General features: G+C 64.0%; 14 protein-coding genes. 5 read left to right on the top strand and 9 right to left on the bottom strand.

Annotated features, from left to right (window positions below):
* Positions 1–106: 106 nt before the first annotated feature.
* The 3 genes from J5M71_RS20555 to arcD (J5M71_RS20545) form a co-directional block, all read right to left on the bottom strand.
* Complete coding sequence (locus J5M71_RS20555) at positions 107–1,117, bottom strand: ornithine carbamoyltransferase (RefSeq protein WP_063911396.1); 1,011 nt, start codon at positions 1,115–1,117, stop codon at positions 107–109.
* 69 nt (positions 1,118–1,186) lie between these two features.
* Positions 1,187–2,440 carry an arginine deiminase gene (gene arcA / locus J5M71_RS20550; RefSeq protein WP_063911397.1) on the bottom strand — a complete coding sequence of 418 codons (1,254 nt, stop codon included), beginning with the start codon at positions 2,438–2,440 and terminating at the stop codon, positions 1,187–1,189.
* A 33-nt stretch (positions 2,441–2,473) separates the two neighbouring features.
* A complete protein-coding gene (gene arcD, locus J5M71_RS20545; protein WP_207835966.1) occupies positions 2,474–3,901 on the bottom strand; it encodes an arginine-ornithine antiporter in 1,428 nt (475 codons plus the stop codon).
* A 436-nt stretch (positions 3,902–4,337) separates the two neighbouring features.
* On the opposite strand from arcD (J5M71_RS20545), the gene arcD (J5M71_RS20540) reads away from it, so the two are divergent.
* Positions 4,338–5,765, top strand: a complete 1,428-nt coding sequence (gene arcD, locus J5M71_RS20540; RefSeq protein ID WP_063911399.1) for an arginine-ornithine antiporter — start codon at positions 4,338–4,340, stop codon at positions 5,763–5,765.
* Here the strand turns inward: arcD (J5M71_RS20540) and J5M71_RS20535 are convergent.
* The 6 genes from J5M71_RS20535 to gap form a co-directional block, all read right to left on the bottom strand.
* On the bottom strand, positions 5,745–6,161 hold the full coding sequence (locus J5M71_RS20535) for a YbaN family protein (RefSeq protein WP_063911400.1): 417 nt from the start codon (positions 6,159–6,161) through the stop codon (positions 5,745–5,747). The genes arcD (J5M71_RS20540) and J5M71_RS20535 overlap by 21 nt on opposite strands.
* 54 nt (positions 6,162–6,215) lie before the next feature.
* On the bottom strand, positions 6,216–6,809 hold the full coding sequence (locus J5M71_RS20530) for a biliverdin-producing heme oxygenase (protein ID WP_207835947.1): 594 nt from the start codon (positions 6,807–6,809) through the stop codon (positions 6,216–6,218).
* Positions 6,810–7,031: 222 nt separating this feature from the next.
* Complete coding sequence (locus J5M71_RS20525) at positions 7,032–9,635, bottom strand: TonB-dependent receptor (protein ID WP_207835944.1); 2,604 nt, start codon at positions 9,633–9,635, stop codon at positions 7,032–7,034.
* A 226-nt stretch (positions 9,636–9,861) separates the two neighbouring features.
* The gene (locus J5M71_RS20520) at positions 9,862–10,824 is read right to left on the bottom strand and encodes a FecR domain-containing protein (RefSeq protein WP_207835929.1); all 963 of its coding nucleotides are present in this window, start codon (positions 10,822–10,824) and stop codon (positions 9,862–9,864) included.
* A gap of 71 nt (positions 10,825–10,895) precedes the next feature.
* Positions 10,896–11,408: a sigma-70 family RNA polymerase sigma factor gene (locus J5M71_RS20515; RefSeq protein WP_207835917.1), complete on the bottom strand. Its 513-nt coding sequence runs from the start codon at positions 11,406–11,408 to the stop codon at positions 10,896–10,898.
* A gap of 198 nt (positions 11,409–11,606) precedes the next feature.
* Entirely contained in the window at positions 11,607–12,608 is a 1,002-nt protein-coding gene (gap, locus tag J5M71_RS20510; protein WP_063911405.1) for a type I glyceraldehyde-3-phosphate dehydrogenase, read from the bottom strand.
* A gap of 265 nt (positions 12,609–12,873) precedes the next feature.
* Between gap and edd the strand changes: the two genes are divergently transcribed.
* From edd to J5M71_RS20490, 4 genes are all read left to right on the top strand, one after another.
* A complete protein-coding gene (edd, locus tag J5M71_RS20505; RefSeq protein ID WP_087502589.1) occupies positions 12,874–14,700 on the top strand; it encodes a phosphogluconate dehydratase in 1,827 nt (608 codons plus the stop codon).
* Positions 14,697–15,656, top strand: a complete 960-nt coding sequence (locus J5M71_RS20500) for a glucokinase (protein WP_207835913.1) — start codon at positions 14,697–14,699, stop codon at positions 15,654–15,656. Before edd ends, J5M71_RS20500 begins: the two co-directional genes overlap by 4 nt.
* Positions 15,657–15,806: 150 nt before the next feature.
* Complete coding sequence (gene gltR, locus J5M71_RS20495; protein WP_054573359.1) at positions 15,807–16,532, top strand: two-component system response regulator GltR; 726 nt, start codon at positions 15,807–15,809, stop codon at positions 16,530–16,532.
* Positions 16,513–17,967 carry an ATP-binding protein gene (locus tag J5M71_RS20490; RefSeq protein ID WP_207835911.1) on the top strand — a complete coding sequence of 485 codons (1,455 nt, stop codon included), beginning with the start codon at positions 16,513–16,515 and terminating at the stop codon, positions 17,965–17,967. The genes gltR and J5M71_RS20490 overlap by 20 nt, the downstream gene beginning before the upstream one ends.
* The last annotated feature ends 108 nt before the right edge of the window (positions 17,968–18,075 follow it).

Raw genomic sequence — 18,075 nt, 5'->3', positions numbered from 1 at the left:
ACCCGCGAAAGCGTCAGCCCATGCAACGCGGCTGGTGCTACTGACGCATTCGCGGGTAAACCCGCTCCCACAGGGATCCGGGTTGCCCGGCTTGCCGAGTCAGCCTTTACAGGTCAGCCAGGGTCGACACCAGGATCGCCTTGATCGTGTGCATGCGGTTTTCCGCCTGCTCGAAGGCGATGCAGGCCGGCGACTCGAACACGTCGTCGGTCACTTCGATACCGTTGGCCAGGTCCGGGTACTGTTCGGCGATCTGCTTGCCTACCTTGGTTTCGGAGTTGTGGAACGCCGGCAGGCAGTGCATGAACTTGGTCCGTGGGTTACCGGTGGACTTCATCAGCTGCGCATTCACCTGATACGGCTTGAGCAGCTTGATGCGCTCACCCCAGGCTTCGATCGGCTCACCCATCGATACCCACACGTCGGTGTGCACGAAGTCCACGCCCTTGACCGCGGCAAGCGGGTCTTCGGTGAGGGTGATGCGCGCGCCGCTTTCTTCCGCGTATTTCTTGCAGCGTTCGACCAGGTCGTCATGCGGCCACAGTGCCTTGGGCGCGGCGATGCGCACATCCATGCCGAGCTTGGCGCCGATCAGCAGCAGCGAGTTGCCCATGTTGTTGCGGGCGTCGCCCAGGTAGGCGTAGCTGATGTCGTGCAGCGGCTTGTCGCTGTGTTCACGCATGGTCAGCACGTCGGCGATCATCTGGGTGGGGTGGTATTCGTCGGTCAGGCCGTTGAACACCGGTACGCCGGCGAACTTGGCCAGCTCTTCGACGATTTCCTGCTTGAAGCCACGGTACTCGATGGCGTCGTACATGCGCCCGAGCACGCGGGCGGTGTCCTTCATGCTTTCCTTGTGGCCGATCTGCGAGGAGGTCGGGTCGATGTAGGTGACATTGGCGCCCTGGTCATAGGCGGCCACTTCGAAGGCGCAGCGGGTACGGGTAGAGGTTTTTTCGAAGATCAGCGCGATGTTGTTGCCCTTCAGGTGCTGCTGCTCGGTACCGGTGTACTTGGCGCGCTTGAGGTCGCGGGACAGGTCCAGCAGGTAGCGCAGCTCGCGGGTGCTGTGGTGTTCCAGGCTGAGCAGGTTGCGGTTGTGAATATTGAACGCCATGACTTTTCTCCTTGAGTTTGGTGAACACACCGGCCGCCGCTTTGTGAGGGCGGCCGGGGGTAATGGGCGTTAGTAGTCGATCGGGTCGCGCACGATCGGGCAGGTCATGCAGTGGCCGCCGCCCCGGCCCCGGCCCAGTTCGCCGGCGCTGATGGTGATGACCTCGATACCGGCCTTGCGCAGCAGGGTGTTGGTGTAGGTGTTGCGGTCGTAGCCAATGACCACGCCCGGCTCGATGGCCACCACGTTGTTGCCGTCATCCCACTGTTCGCGCTCGGCGGCGAAGCTGTTGCCGCCGGTCTCGACCACGCGCAGCTTGACCCCCAGTTGCTCGCCTACCACTTCGATGAACGACTTGTTGATGCGGCGCACGTCCATGCCGTAAGGCTTGCTTTCGTCCGGACGGATGATGAACGGCACGATCTCTTTGACCACTTCCGGGAAGACCGTGACCAGGTCGCGGTCGCAGAAGCTGAACACGGTATCCAGATGCATGGCGGCGCGCGATTTCGGCAGGCCGGCGACGATCACTTCCTTGACGGCGCCCTTGGCGAACAGGTTCTGCGCAAGTTGGCCGATAGCCTGACGCGAGGTGCGTTCGCCCATGCCGATCAGCACGATGCCCTTGCCGATCGGCATGACATCGCCGCCCTCGAGGGTGGACTGGCCATGTTCCTTGTCCGGGTCGCCATACCACACCTGGAAGTCGGCGTTGGTGAACTGTGGGTGGAACTTGTAGATGGCGGTGGTCAGCAGGGTTTCCTGGCGTCGCGCCGGCCAGTACATCGGGTTGAGCGTGACGCCGCCGTAGATCCAGCAGGTGGTGTCGCGGGTGAACTGGGTGTTGGGCAGCGGTGGCAGGATGAAGCTGGAGTGGCCCAGGTAGTCGTTGTACATCTTGACCACCTCGGCGCCTTCGCTCTGTGGCAGGTCCTGCCCGGCGACGCCGCCGATCAGGAACTCTGCCAGGTGGCGCGGCTCAAGGCCTTCGAGCCAGCTGCGTACTTCGTTGGTCAGGCCGACACCGACGGTGTCGGAGGTGATCTTGCGATCGAGGATCCACTTCAGTGCCTCGGGTTGCTGGACGATGTCGGTCAGCAGGTTGTGCATCTCCAGCACATCCACGCCGCGCTCGCGCATCTTGGTGACAAAGTCGAAATGGTCACGCTTGGCCTGGTCGACCCAGATCACATCGTCGAACAGCAGCTCGTCACAGTTGCTTGGCGTCAGGCGCTTGTGCGCCAGGCCCGGCGAGCAAACCATCACTTTGCGCAGTTTGCCGGCTTCGGAGTGGACACCGTACTTCTGTTTTTCAGCGGACATGGTTTCATTCCTCCAGTTGAACGAAGACGTGGGTCAAAGGGTCAGGAAGCCGTCGTACAGGCCAAAGGCTGCCACCAGGGCGCCGATGACCACGGCTGCGAAGATCAGTTTTTCCACGTTGGTGAAGACAGGTTGGCCAACCTCACGCTTGGCCTTGGCGAACAGGATCGCGCCAGGTGCGTAGAGCAGGGCCGAGAGCAGCAGGTATTTCACGCCGCCGGCGTACAGCAGCCAGATGGCGTACAACAGGGCGATGCCACCGATCACCAGGTCCTTCTGGCGTTCGGCCAGGGCCTGTTCGTAGGTTTCGCTACGCACTGCCAGCAGCACGGCATAGGCTGCCGACCACAGGTAGGGCACCAGGATCATCGATGTGGCCAGGTAGATCAGCGACAGGTAGGTGCTGTTGGAGAACAGCGTGATCACCAGGAAGATCTGCACCATGGCGTTGGTCAGCCACAGGGCGTTGGCCGGTACCTGGTTGGCGTTCTCGCGGCGCAGGAACTCCGGCATGGTGTGGTCCTTGGCGGCGGCGAACATGATCTCGGCGCACAGCAGCACCCACGACAGCAGTGCCCCGAGCAGCGAGATGATCAGGCCGACGCTGATCAGCACCGCGCCCCAGTGGCCGACCACATGCTCCAGCACGGCTGCCATCGACGGGTTCTGCAGCTTGGCCAGTTCCGGTTGGGTCATGATCCCCAGCGACAGCACGTTGACCAGCACCAGGAACAGCAGCACGGTGACGAAGCCGATGACCGTGGCCTTGCCCACGTCAGAGCGTTTTTCCGCCCGCGACGAGAAGATGCTCGCACCCTCGATGCCGATGAACACCCACACGGTGACCAGCATCATGTTGCGCACCTGGTTCATCACGCTGCCAAGCTCTGGCGTGCCAACCCCCCAGATGTCGGCGGTGAAGATGTCGAGCTTGAAGGCGAACAGGCAGATCAGGGCGAACAGCAGCAGCGGCACCACTTTGGCCACGGTGGTGACCAGGTTGATGAATGCCGCTTCCTTGATGCCGCGCAGCACCAGGAAGTGCACGGCCCACAGCAGCACCGACGCGCCAATGATGGCGGCCGGGGTGTTGCCTTCGCCGAAGATCGGGAAGAAGTAGCCCAGGGTGCTGAAGAGCAGCACGAAGTAGCCGACGTTGCCCAGCCAGGCACTGATCCAGTAGCCCCAGGCCGAGGAGAAGCCCATGTAGTCGCCGAAACCGGCCTTGGCGTAGGCATACACCCCGCCATCCAGGTCAGGCTTGCGGTTGGCCAGGGTCTGGAACACGAACGCCAGGGTCAGCATGCCGACCGCGGTGATGGCCCAGCCGATCAGTACAGCGCCAACCCCAGCGCTGGCAGCCATGTTTTGCGGCAGCGAGAAGATCCCGCCACCAATCATCGAGCCGACGACAAGTGCAACTAGCGCGCCGAGTTTTAGTTTTCCGGATGAATCAGACATTTAACAACTCCTGCCAGGAGAAAGTTGACGACAGAGTAAATCCGACGCCGCGGCCATTCGCTGACTTGGGTCAGTTCATGGCGACGTGAAGTAGGAAAATTCCTTCACGAAGCTCCTGGAGAGTGCCGACAACTTCTGCTGCAGGCCTTGCACGCTGGCACCTCCATGTCCTTCTAGAGCAAACGCTCTGTTCAGCCTGCGATGCTTGAAGCTAGCCGCTTTTGCCGCTTTCGCAAATTTTTCACAAGAATTTCGAGTTTTATCAGGTTCTTTTCTAGTTGCTCGGGAGCTGCTAGTTTTTTGTCAAAGGGTGGCATAGACAAAGCAGTTATTAGTGCTATAGCTTCATCGATCAGGATCCTTATAAGTAACATCGTGTATATGGCCCGCATGGCTGTTTCAAACCCATGACAGCGCGCAAAAAAAAGGAAGGCTCATGAGCGAACCGGGACAGAAGCTGCGCCTGGGGGCGCTGATCGCGTTGGTGGTCGGCTCGATGATTGGTGGCGGGATCTTCTCGCTGCCGCAGAACATGGCGGCGCGTGCCGATGTGGGGGCGGTGCTGATCGGCTGGAGTATCACCGCGGTCGGCATGCTGGCCCTGGCCTTCGTGTTCCAGACCCTGGCCAACCGCAAGCCGGAGCTGGATTCGGGGGTGTATGCCTACGCCAAGGCCGGCTTTGGCGAGTACATGGGGTTTTCTTCGGCCTGGGGCTACTGGATCAGTGCCTGGCTGGGCAACGTCGGCTACTTCGTGCTGTTGTTCAGTACCTTGGGCTTCTACTTCCCGGTGTTCGGCGAAGGCAACACGCCAATCGCCATCGGCTGCGCCTCGCTGCTGTTGTGGGCGGTGCATTTCCTGGTGCTGCGCGGCATCAAGGAAGCGGCATTCATCAACCAGGTGACCACCGTGGCCAAGGTGGTGCCGTTACTGATTTTCGTGGTGATAGCGGCATTCGCCTTCCGCGCCGATATCTTCACCCGTGACATCTGGGGCCTGAGCAACCCGCAGTTCGGCAGCGTGCTGGAGCAGGTGCGCAACATGATGCTGGTGACCGTGTTCGTGTTCATCGGCATCGAGGGCGCCAGCGTGTATTCCGGGCGCGCCCAGCGCCGTTCGGATGTGGGCAAGGCCACAGTGATCGGTTTCCTGGGGGTGTTGGCGCTGCTGGTACTGGTCAACGTGCTGTCGCTGGGGGTGATGACCCAGCCGGAGCTGGCCGGGCTGCAGAACCCGTCGCTGGCCTCGGTGCTGGAGCATATCGTCGGGCCCTGGGGTGCCTTGCTGATCAGTATCGGCCTGGCGGTTTCGCTGCTCGGCGCGCTGCTGTCGTGGGCGCTGCTGTGCGCCGAGATCCTCTTCGCCACGGCGCGGGACAAGACCATGCCGCGCTTCCTGGCCAAGGAAAACGCCAACCATGTGCCGGCCAACGCCCTGTGGCTGACCAACTGCATGATCCAGGGTTTTCTGCTGATCACGCTGTTTTCCGCCGGTACCTATACCAGCCTGATCTACCTGGCCTCGTCGATGATCCTGGTGCCCTACCTGTGGTCGGCGGCCTATGCCGTGCTGTTGGCGTTACGTGCAGAAACCTACACCGGGCAGCCGGCCCTGCGCCGCAAGGACCTGCTGGTGGCGCTGGTTGCCCTGGCGTATGCCGTGTGGCTGTTGTACGCCGGCGGGCTCAAGTACCTGCTGCTGTCGGCGCTGCTGTACGCGCCGGGCGTGATCCTGTTCGCCAGGGCCAAGCATGAGCAGGGAAAAACCTTGTTCACCACCTGGGAAAAGCTGATTTTCGCCGCCGTGCTGGCAGGCGCCGCGCTGGCGGCCTATGCCCTGTATTCAGGGCTGCTGAGCTTGTGACGGGGCAGGGCAGGCGGCGTGCTCCGGGCGTGACCAGATCCACAGGTTGCCCAGGGTCATGCCGGCGATGGCCAGGAACACCGGCCAGCGGTGTTCCAGGAACGTCAGCATCAGGCCCGCGCACAACAGCATGCTGAAGGTTGCGCTGACCTTGGCCCGGCGCTGGATCACCTTGCCATTGCGCCAGTTGTGCAGGATCGGCCCGAACAGCCGATGGTTCTCCAGCCAGGCAGACAGGCGTGGCGAACTGCGCGTGGCCGCCCAGGCGGCCAGCAGGATGAATTCGGTGGTCGGCAGGCCGGGAATGACGATCGCGACCAGGCCCACGCCCAGGCTCACGTAAGCCAGGATCGCATACAGCAGGCGGGCGAGTTTCGAGCGGGCGGGTCGGGTCATGGTCTCACTGCATAAAGCGGTTCGGCCACCGGTAGGGTGGCCGGGTACGGTGTGTCAAACCAGCGCGGCATCTGCAGCATAGGCGTGCTTGAGCAGCTCGGTGAAGCGCTCGAAGGCAGCGACTGCGCCGCGTTCGGCAGCGGCTTCCTCTTCGGCCGACAGCGCCAGTTCATCAAGAATGCGGGTGAACTGCTTCCAGCCTTCGGCACGGCCACCGGCCGGTTCGCCCAGGTGGCGGGCACCGAAGCTGTCGGACAGTTCCAGGGCCACGGCACGCTTGATCAGAAACGCAGCGCCCAGTTTGGAGCCTTCGGAGACGAAGATCCAGCCCATTGCCTCGCCCAGGCTCGGGTTGCGCAGGGCACCCGGCACGGCTGGCGGTACTTCGGTGTCGAGGTCGGCGAGGTCCAGGCGTGCCTGTTCGGCGCGGCAGCGCTCGGCCAGGTCGGGGACGATGGCGATCAGTTGCGGGTCGTTGTACAGGGCCTGCAACTCGGCCTGGAACAGGTACTGGGCAACCACGAAGCGGGCGAAGCTTTCACGGCTGTCGAAGGGCGCGTGGGATTTGACCAGGGCATCCAGTTCGGCGTGCGGGGCGTGGGTGATCTGGTTCAGGCGCTGAGAGCGCAGGGCTGGGCGGTCGGTCATGGGGCAGTCCTTGAAAAAAGGGGCGTCTGGAAACAAGACGAAACAGCGGGGGCGGGACAGTAAAAAAAGCCGGTATTTGTGCTGGTAGTGACGGCCTCTTCGCGGGTGAACCCGCTCCCACAGGTATTGCGCAGACCTCGGGCCTGTGATGTCCCTGTGGGAGCGGGTTTACCCGCGAAGAGGCCGGCACTGACGAAACAAACCTGTCAGCGATAATCCTGGTCAGATATCCCAAACCACATTGATGCCGAAGTTGCGCCCCGGCATGGTCAGGCGGTCGATGTTGGCGGGCTGGGTCACAGCCGCTTCACCCTGGCCGTCGTAGCTGCGTACCGAATCCCACTGCCAGTACTTCTTGTCGGTGAGGTTGTACAGGCCGGCGTTGATGGTCACGTCGTCGGTGACCTTGTAGTAACCCGTCAGGTCCAGCACCCCGTAGCCCGGGGTGCGGAACTTGGAACTCGAGCCGTCGGGCGAGTAGAAGGTGCTGTCGTCGACGCGGGTCTTGCGCTTGACCAGTGTCCAGCTCAGCAGGCCGCCGTAGTGCTGTTGCTCGTAACCCAGGCCGAACACGCCCTTCAACGGGTTGACGCTGTTCAGTGGCTCGCCGGTGTCATCGTTGCGGCCATGGGTGTAGGCGATCGAGCCCTGGGTATACAGGCCCTGCGGCGCACCAAAGTGGTCGAGGTTCAGGCGGCCCTTGACCTCGGCACCCTTGATGGTGGCGTGCTTGATGTTGTTGGCCTTGAAGGTTTGCTCCAGGTTGGCGCTTTTTACGGCGTCCTCGTCGATGAAGTCGCGGTACTTGTTGTAGAACACCGCCACGTCGAAGTTGCCGGCGTCGAAGTTGCCACGCAGGCCGGTTTCATAGCTTTTGCTCTTTTCGGGCTCGAGGCCCGGGTTGCCTTCTACGCGGTAGCCTTGCTCGATGTTCTCGAACTTCCCGTACATGGCTTTGGCGCTCGGGGTGCGGAAACCTTCGGCGTACTGGCCATACCAGGTGTAGTTGTCGTTGAAGGCATAGGTCAGGCCGAACTTGGGCGAGATACGGTGCCACTTCTTGTCCGAGTCGTCCTGGGAGGTGGGCGCGGTGCCGGAGGACTCCAGGCCTCGCAGGAATTCCTTGGTGAACCTGGGCTCCATGCGCGTGTAGTCGTAACGAGCGCCAGGCATGAAGGTCCAGTTGTTCCAGCGGATTTCATCCTGCACGAACAGGCTGTAGGTATTCACGGTCGGGTCCGGGAAGTCGCTGACCAGGGCCTGGCCATCTGCCGGGCGCTCGGCGCCAGCGGCGGAGCAACCTGAGCCAACGGCCAGGCAGGTGCCGGTGCCGCTGCGCGAACCGGTGACCTTTTCGTGCTTGAAGGTGGTGCCGTAGGTCAGCAGGTGGTCGGTGGCGCCGAGGCTGAAGGCCTTGTCCAGCTGGGCGTCGAATACCCACTGGCGGTCCTTGTAGGTGGTGTCGCGGGTACGCAGCACCTGACGGCCGGGCGGTGCGTAGACTTCCTCAGTGTGCTGGTCGGTCTTGGCGATCTGGTAGTTCAGGCTCCACTTCACATGGTCGGCGACCAGCGAATCCAGGCCGAACTCATGGTTGATGCCAAAGCGTTCGCGGGTGATGGTGTCGTTGCCATTACGCGCCTTGTAGTAACCCGAGGCACCAAGGCCGGGAATGAACGGCCCGCCCACCGCACTGAGGATGTTCTGGTCGCGATCATCCTTGTAGCGTTCGTAGGTGAAGCCCAGGCGCGCGTCGTCGGCGTAGTTCCAGCCCAGCTTGGCCAGCACGTTTGTAGTACGCACGTCCATCGGGTTGGCTTCGGTACGGGACAGCCCGTCACCGCTGTGGCCGCCGTGGGTCTCGGTTTCGTGGCCGTTGCGCTGGCTCAGGTGCAACAGGCCGTCGAAGTCGCCCTGGCGACCGGCGACGGTGGCGGAGGTCAGCCAGCTTTCGTCGGCCGAGCTGTAGCCGGTCTTCAGGCGGGCACCTGCATCCTTGCCGGGCTTGATGATGTCATCCGGGTCGAGGGTGAAGTAGCTCACCGCCCCGCCGATGGCGTTGCTGCCATACAGCACCGAGGCCGGGCCGCGGAGGATTTCCACCCGCTTGACGATCTCCGGGTCCACGTAGTTGCGCTGGGTCTGGGCGTAGGGGCCGAAGAAGAAGCTGTCGGGGATCGACACGCCATCGACCTGGGTGAGAATGCGCTCGCCGTCGATGCCCCGGATGTTGTAGCCGTTCAGGCCGCTGCGCTGGCCGGTGCCGGCCACCGATACACCCGGCTCGTAGCGCACCAGGTCCTGGATGTTGTTGACGTTCTGCCGGTCCAGTTCCTCGCGGGTCTGCACGCTGACGGTGCTCGGCACCTGGCTGACGTCCTGGGCACTGCGCGTGGCGCTGACCGTGACCTGTTGCAGGGCGACCACATTGGCGCTGGCCTGGCGTTCGAGCACTACATTGCCGTTGCTGATCTTGCGAAAGCCCAGGCCGGTACCGTGCAGCAGGCGCTTGAGCGCGGCTTCCGGCGGTAGCGAGCCCTGCACGCCTGGTGAGGCCACGCCGTCGGCCAGCTCGGCGCTGAAACCGACTTGCCAGCCAGTGACCTGGCTGAAGGCATTGATGGCCGAAACCAGTGGCTGCTGGCCGATGCTGAAGCGGTAGTCGCCCATGCGCGGGCTGCTGGCCTGGGCCGGCTCGGCGGCCAGCGCCGGCAGGCTGCAGGCGCCGCTGGCGAGCAGGGCCAGGTTCAGTAGGGAAAGGCTCAGGAGGGACGGTTGCCCTCTACGGCTGGGAAGGGTGGAGGGGCGGGTAGGACCTGTGGACATCGGAAGCGCTCCCTGACGCGCGGACTGTTATAGGTGATGGCTGTCCCCGTTTTCAAACGAGAATCAGTTGCATTGGCTATAACGAGACGGGCGGGGTAGCGTGACTGCGTAAAAAAAGTTGGATTGCGGTCTGGCAATCTGTATCGCGATTTCCGTGGGAGCGGGCACGCCCGCTCCCACAGGGACCGTGTCGGGTTTCAGATTTTGCTGAAGATCGATTGGCGGATCAGTTCAGGATGACCAGCGCCGGGTACTCGTGCAGCCGTGCCGAGGTGATGTGGGCCAGCGCGCGCAGGGTTTCCAGTGGCTGGTCGAGGCGGTAGTTGCCGGTGACCGCCACGTCTTCCAGCTGTGCGTTGCGGTTGATGATCCAGCCCGGGTAGTAGCGCTGCACCTCGGCCAGCACCTGGCTCAACGGGCAATTCTCGAACACCAGGCGGCCGTCTACCCAGGCCAGGTCCTTGTGCATGTCGGGGCGCTGGCGCTGGCCAAAGCCCTGTGGGCCAACACTGATGCTGTCGCCGGCACTCAGGCGAATGCGCTGGTCGCGGCTGCCCTGCAGGTCGACATCGCCGCGCTGTACCCGCACCTGTGCCTCGCCGTCGAGGTAGCGCACGGCAAAATCGGTGTCGCGCACCTGCGCGCGCAGCGGCCCGGCCTGCACTTCCAGTGGCAGCAGCGCACCCTCGGGGACCTGGAAATAAGCCTCGCCCTGCAGCAGGCGGGCGATCTGGCGACCGTCACGGTGGTCGCTGGCAAACGCCGAATTGGTGTTGAGCAGCACTTGCGCCCCGTCTTCCAGCTGCAGGCGCTGGCGCTCGCCCACCACCGTCAGGTGGTCAGCCTGCAGGCGCATGGGCAGGTTGCCGAGGGTGAACAGCCCGACCAGCAGTAGCGCCGCCGTGGCCAGGGGTTTCCAGTGGCTGCGCAGGCGCCCGCGCCACGAGCGGCGCTGTTGCTGGTGCATCTGCACGGCCACCTGGTGCAGCGGCGCACCGTTCCACAGGGCTTCTGCCTCGACATAGGCCTCGGCATTTTCCGGTGCAGCGCTTAGCCAGGCTTCGAAGGCCTGGGTGTCCTCGGCGTCGGCACATTGCAGGCGCACCAGCCAGTCCAGCGCCTCGTCCATGGCACGAGCACGGGCGCTGGGCCCGGCGGGTGACGGGCGAGGGGCAGGGCTGTCGGTCACGGTGAGTCCTTGAATGGTTTTTTGCGAATGATCAAGGCTGAGGCGGGGTGTGGCAAGGGCTTTGCGTAGCCTCACTTGAGGCGGTCGGCGACACCCATGCAGATCGCCATGATCAGTTTCAGTTCCTTCTGTACCGTGCTGGGCGAAACATTCAGTTGTTCGGCGATTTCCAGGTAGGTGGCGCCATGCAGGCGGCTGAGGATGAAGATGCGCTGCTGGCGTTCGCTGAGCTGGTTGAGGCTGACGCTCAGTTGCTTGAGCAACCGTTCGGCATGGGCGGCATCCTCGCTGCTGGTGGCCGGCGCGGCCACGCTGTGCAGGACCTCATCGGGCACGTCGTCGACCAGCATGCGCGATTGCACCCGGCGCGCGCGCAGGTGGTCGAGGGCCAGGTTGCGCGCGGTCTGGAACACGAACGGTTCGATGTGTTCGATGGGCCGCTCACCGAGGGCGCGGGACACCCGCAGGTAGGTTTCCTGCAGCAGGTCCTCGGCCGTGGTGGGGTTGCCCACCATGCGCTGCAAAGTGCGCAGCAGGGTAAGGCGCTGGACGAGGAAGACAGAGTTGAACCGGGACTGACTCACGGGGGGACCTGGCCGACGAAAGGTTAATGATAATGCTTATCATCTGCCTCGAAGGTCAAGCCTGGAAATGTTAGGAAAAGGTAAAGATTGTGAGTATTGGGCGCAGAGGCGCTCGCCACGGCATTATCAGTGCCTGTGAGATCGAGCGCCGCCCGCGCGGCGCTCGATCTCACAGGCGGCAAAAATGCCATGTCATGCTCAACGGGCCCGGCACAACGCCAAACAGTTATCCAGCATCCGGTTGCTGAACCCCCACTCGTTGTCATACCAGGCCAGCACCTTGAGCATGCGCCCGTTGGCCCGGGTATGGTTGGCATCGAAGATCGACGACAGCGGGTTGTGGTTGAAATCGCAGGAAACCAGCGGCAAGGCGTTGTAGCCCAATACCCTGGAATGCTTGCTGGCCTCGAGGAACAGCTGGTTGACCTGCTCGGCCGTGGCCTCGCGCTTGAGGTTGACGGTGAGGTCCACCAACGACACGTTGATCACCGGCACCCGTACCGCCATGCCGGTCAGTTTGCCGGCCAGCTCCGGCAGCACCAGGCCCACGGCCTCGGCGGCGCCGGTCTTGCTCGGGATCATCGACTGGGTCGCGGAGCGCGCACGGTAGGGGTCGCTGTGGTACACATCGGTCAGCACCTGGTCGTTGGTGTAGGCGTGGATGGTGGTCATCAGGCCTTGCTCGATGCCGAACTCGCGGTGCAGCACCTGGGCAATCGGCGCCAGGCAGTTGGTGGTGCAGGAGGCGTTGGAAATGATCTGGTGCGAGGCCCGCAGGATGTCGTGGTTGACCCCGTACACCACGGTGGCATCGGCGCCTTTGGCCGGTGCCGAGACAATTACCTTGCCAGCCCCCGCGGCCAGGTGTGCGGCGGCCTTGGCGCGCTCGGTGAACAGCCCGGTGCATTCGAACACCACGTCGATCGCTTCGGCCTTCCAGGGCAGTTCGGCCGGGTTGCGGATGGCGCTGACCGCGATACGGTCACCATTGACCGTCAGGCTCTCGTGGTCGGCCTCGACGCTGGCATCGAAGGTGCCGTGCACGCTGTCGTACTTGAGCAGGTGGGCATTCATGGCGCTGTCGCCCAGGTCGTTGATGGCGACGACCTGCAGGTCCTGGCGGTAGCCTTGGGTATACAGTGCGCGCAGGACGTTGCGCCCGATGCGGCCGAATCCATTGATGGCGATGCGTAGGGTCATGGCAGTACCTCTGGCAGTCCGAGTGAAACCTGTGGCAAAAAGGAGCTTCACTGAAACGGTTTTGTTGTTGGAATTACAAGATTATTCACTCGACGATAGAAAACAAGCCTTTTTAGTGGCAGTATTTTGTTTAAACATACAACGAGTGGTTGGGCGACGTTCCTCCAGTGATGCAGCAGGCTCCTTTACCTTGAGCCTAGGCCGCAATCGTTTGGAGGGGAAATGCCCGGCAAACCGCCCTTACAATTAGCCTGGAGTCCAGTACATGCATCCGCGCATCCTTGAGGTCACCCAGCGGCTGGTCGAACGTAGCCGTGCCACCCGCGAACGCTACCTGCAGCTGATTCGCGGCGCGGCCAGTGATGGCCCCATGCGTGCCAGCCTGCAGTGCGCCAACTTCGCCCACGGCGTGGCCGGTTGCGGCAGCGACGACAAGCAGACCCTGCGCCTGATGAACGCGGCCAACGTGGCCATCGTCTCGGCCTACAACGACATGCTTTCGGCGCACCAGCCGTACCAGCACTTCCCCGAGCAGATCAAGCAGGCCCTGCGCGAGGTCGGCTCGGTCGGCCAGTTCGCCGGTGGCGTGCCGGCCATGTGCGACGGCGTGACTCAGGGTGAGCCGGGCATGGAGCTGGCCATCGCCAGCCGCGAAGTGATCGCCATGTCTACCGCCGTGGCCCTGTCGCACAACATGTTCGACGCCGCGCTGATGCTGGGCATCTGCGACAAGATCGTCCCTGGTTTGATGATGGGTGCACTGCGCTTTGGTCACCTGCCGACCATTTTCGTCCCGGGCGGGCCGATGGTCTCCGGCATTTCCAACAAGCAGAAGGCCGATGTGCGCCAACGCTACGCCGAGGGCAAGGCCAGCCGCGAAGAGCTGCTGGAGTCGGAGATGAAGTCCTACCACAGCCCGGGCACCTGCACTTTCTACGGCACTGCCAACACCAACCAGCTGGTGATGGAAGTGATGGGCCTGCACCTGCCGGGCGCCTCGTTCGTCAACCCGTACACACCGCTGCGCGACGCACTCACCGCCGAGGCTGCGCAGCAGGTCACGCGCATGACCAAGGCCAGCGGCAGCTTCATGCCGCTGGGTGAAATCGTCGACGAAAAGGCGCTGGTCAACTCCATCGTTGCCCTGCACGCCACCGGCGGCTCGACCAACCACACCCTGCACATCCCGGCGATTGCCCAGGCTGCGGGTATCCAGTTGACCTGGCAGGACATGGCTGACCTGTCCGAGGTGGTGCCGACCCTGTCCCACGTCTACCCCAACGGCAAGGCTGACATCAACCACTTCCAGGCCGCGGGCGGCATGGCCTTCCTGATCCGCGAGCTGCTCGATGCCGGGCTGCTGCACGAAGACGTCAACACCGTGGCCGGCCATGGCCTGCGCCGCTACACCCAGGAGCCATTCCTCGATAACGGCAAGCTGGTGTGGCGCGAAGGGCCGCAGCACAGCCTGGACGAAAGCATCCTGCGCCCGGTGGCGCGGCCATTCTCGGCCGAAGGCGGCCTGCGGGTGATGGAGGGCAACCTTGGCCGAGGGGTGATGAAGGTGTCCGCTGTCGCCCCCGAGCACCAGGTGGTCGAGGCCCCGGCGCGGGTGTTCCACGACCAGCAGTCGCTGGCCGATGCATTCAAGGCCGGCGAGCTGGAGCGTGATTTCGTCGCCGTGGTGCGCTTCCAGGGCCCGCGCTGCAACGGCATGCCGGAACTGCACAAGCTCACGCCGTTCCTCGGCGTGTTGCAGGATCGTGGCTACAAGGTAGCGCTGGTCACCGACGGGCGCATGTCCGGTGCTTCGGGCAAGATCCCGGCGGCCATTCACGTTTGCCCCGAGGCTTATGACGGCGGGCCGCTGGCGCGGGTGCGTGACGGTGATATGGTGCGGGTCGATGGTGTCGAAGGCACGCTGCGGGTGATGGTGTCGGCCGAAGAACTGGCCAGCCGCGACCTGCCGCCAGCGCCCCAGGGCAACGACCTGGGTTGCGGGCGCGAGCTGTTCGGCTTCATGCGCATGGCGTTCAGCCCGGCAGAGCAGGGCGCCAGTGCGTTCACCTCGGCCCTGGAGAACCTTAAATGAAGGACCTGCTGGTTGGCGACATCGGCGGCACCAATGCCCGTTTTGCGTTGTGGCGTGACAACCAGCTGCATGAAGTGAAGGTCTTCGCCACCGCTGACTACACCTGCCCGGAACAGGCCATCGAGGCCTACCTGGAAGGCCAGGGTATCGCCCGCGGCGGCCTGGCGGCGGTGTGCCTGGCGGTGGCCGGGCCGGTCGATGGCGATGAGTTCCGCTTCACCAACAACCACTGGCGCCTGAGCCGCGTGGCCTTCTGCCAGACATTGCAGGTCGAGCGGCTGCTGCTGATCAACGATTTTACCGCCATGGCGCTGGGCATGACCCGCTTGCGCCCCGGCGAATTCCGCGAAGTGTGCCCGGGCCAGGCGGACCTGTCGCGGCCGGCCCTGGTCATCGGCCCGGGCACCGGGCTGGGCGTGGGCGCGCTGCTGCGCCTGGGCGAACAGCACTGGCAGGCACTGCCGGGGGAGGGCGGGCACGTCGACCTGCCGGTGGGCAATGCCCGCGAGGCTGCGATCCACCAACAGATTCATGACCAGATCGGCCATGTCAGCGCCGAGACCGTGCTCAGTGGCGGTGGCCTGCTGCGTTTGTACCAGGCAATCTGTGCGCTGGACGGCGACACACCCCGACACAAGACCCCGGCGCAGATCACCGATGCCGCGCTGGGCGGCGAGCCAAGGGCGTTGGCGGTGATCGAGCAGTTCTGCCGGTTCCTCGGCCGAGTCGCGGGTAACAATGTTCTGACGCTGGGCGCACGGGGTGGGGTCTATATTGTCGGCGGCGTGATCCCGCGCTTTGCCGAACTGTTCGTGCGCAGCGGGTTTGCCGCCAGTTTTTCCGACAAGGGTTGCATGAGCGGCTATTTCGCTGGCGTGCCCGTTTGGCTGGTGACGGCGGAGTTTTCCGGGTTGCTGGGGGCCGGGGTGGCCTTGCAGCAGGCGCTGGATCACTGACTGGGGCCGCTTTGCGGCCCTTCGCGGGCACGCCCGCTCCCACAGGTGGTGCAGGTACCCTGTGGGAGCGGGCGTGCCCGCGAAGGGCTGCAGGGCAGCCCCCAAAAAACAGGCATCAAAGACCTGTAACTAACAAGAGGACGGACCACCTTGAGCACTGCCGGAAAATCGATCCTGATGGTCGACGACGACCAGGAAATCCGCGAACTGCTGCAAACCTACCTGAGCCGCTCCGGCTTCCAGGTACATGCCGAAGCCGACGGCAAGGGCTTTCGCCGCGCCCTGGAAACCACCCCCTGCGACCTGGTCATCCTCGATGTCATGCTGCCCGACGAAGACGGTTTCAGCCTGTGCCGCTGGGTACGCCAGCACCCGCGCCAGGCACGGGTACCGATCATCATGCTCACCGCCAGCTCCGACGAAACCGACCGGGTCATTGGCCTGGAACTGGGCGCCGACGACTACCTGGGCAAGCCGTTCAGCCCCCGCGAACTGCAAGCGCGGATCAAGGCCCTGCTGCGCCGCGCCGAGTTCGGCCAGGCGGCGCCGGGCAGTGCGGTGCTGGCCTTCGACGACTGGCGCCTGGACACGGTCAGCCACCGCCTGTTCCATCGCGACGGTGAGGAGGTGATTCTCTCCGGCGCCGACTTCGCCCTGCTCAAGCTGTTCCTCGACCACCCACAGCAGATCCTCGATCGCGACACCATCGGCAACGCCACCCGTGGCCGCGAGCCGATGCCGCTGGACCGCATCGTCGACATGGCGGTCAGCCGCCTGCGCCAGCGTCTGCGCGATACTGACAAACCACCCCGGCTGATCCGCACCGTACGCGGCAGCGGCTACCTGTTGGCTGCCCATGTCTGCAGTGCGCCCTGAACGGCGCTGGCGCCTGCTGCCGCGTTCGCTACTGGGGCGCATGCTGCTGCTGACCCTGCTGGTAGTGCTGCTGGCCCAGGGTTTGTCGAGCATCATCTGGGTTGCCCAGTTACGCGCCAGCCAGTTGCAGGGCCTGCGTGCCAGCGCCAGCAGCCTGGCCCATTCGATGAGCGCCAGCGTCAGTTACTTCCGCTCGCTGCCGGTGGCCTACCGGCCGATGGTCCTCGACCAGCTGCGCAGCATGGGCGGCACGCGCTTCTTCGTGTCGCTCAATGCCAAGCCGCTGGACATGCCGGTATTGCCCGTTACCCCGCGCAAGCAGGCGGTAATCGATGTGTTCCGGCAAGTGCTGCATGAGCGCCTGGGTTCGCAGATGGAAATTTCCGTGGCGTTCGTCGCGCCAGACGACCTGCGCATCTTCAACAGTGGCCTCAAGCTCGACGAGCTGCCACGTTCCTGGGCCCATTACTCGCTGACCCTGGAGCCGCTCAACCCGCCGGTGCTGGTCACGCAGATCCGCCTGGGCGAGGGCGAGTGGCTGTACATCGCCTCGCTGCTGCCCGAGCCCTACACCAGCCTGGAAGCCGAGCGCCTGCCGCGCCAGCAGATAGGCTTCATCGTGCTGACCACGGCGTTGCTGCTGTTGTTCATCGGCTTGCTGGTGCACTGGCAGAGCTGGCCGCTCAAGCGCCTGGCGCGGGCTGCGCGGGAGATGTCGCTGGGCGCTGATGTGGCGCCAGTGGCCGAAGGCGGTGGCAGTGAAGTGGTCGAGGTGGGGCGCGCGTTCAACAGCATGCGCGAGCGCATCAGCCGCTACCTGACCGAGCGCAGCCAGCTGTTCAGTGCCATCTCCCACGACCTGCGCACACCGATCACCCGCTTGCGCCTGCGCGTCGAGCTGCTGGAGGACGAGCGTCTGCAGGCCAAGTTCAGCCAGGACCTGGACGAGCTGGAGCTGCTGGTCAAAGGTGCGTTGCAGTGCGTGAAGGACACCGACATCCACGAGAACATCGAGCCGGTCGACCTCAACCAGGTGCTGGAAATCCTGGCCGAGCCTTACCTGGGCGATGGCCGCATCACGCTCGAAGGCCGGGCGCTGGCGCCGTACCCGGGCAAGCCGCTGGCGTTGCGGCGCTGCATCGGCAACCTGATCGACAACGCCATTAAGTACGGCGAGCGGGCGCGGCTGCGCATCATCGACACTGCCGAGGGGTTCGTGCTGCAGGTGGATGACCAGGGGCCGGGGGTGCCGCAGCAGCAAATGGAGCAGGTGTTCGAGCCGCACTTCCGTCTGGCCGGGCAGCAGCAGGGGTACGGGCTGGGATTGGGGATCGCGCGCAACATAGCCCATAGCCATGGGGGAGAGGTGAGCTTGCTGAACCTGCGTGAGGGCGGGTTGCGGGTGACCTTGTATCTGCCGCGGAGCATGGACTGAAGGGTTGTGTTGCCTGTGCCGGCCTCTTCGCGGGTAAACCCGCTCCCACAGAGGCCTCACAGGTCCATACAGATTCCGAGGCTAATGCAAAAACTTGTGGGAGCGGGT

The sequence above is a fragment of the Pseudomonas sp. 43(2021) genome (assembly GCF_017490805.1).
In the GTDB taxonomy this organism is placed as follows: domain Bacteria; phylum Pseudomonadota; class Gammaproteobacteria; order Pseudomonadales; family Pseudomonadaceae; genus Aquipseudomonas.
This window is presented reverse-complemented; position numbering and strand designations above follow the sequence as displayed.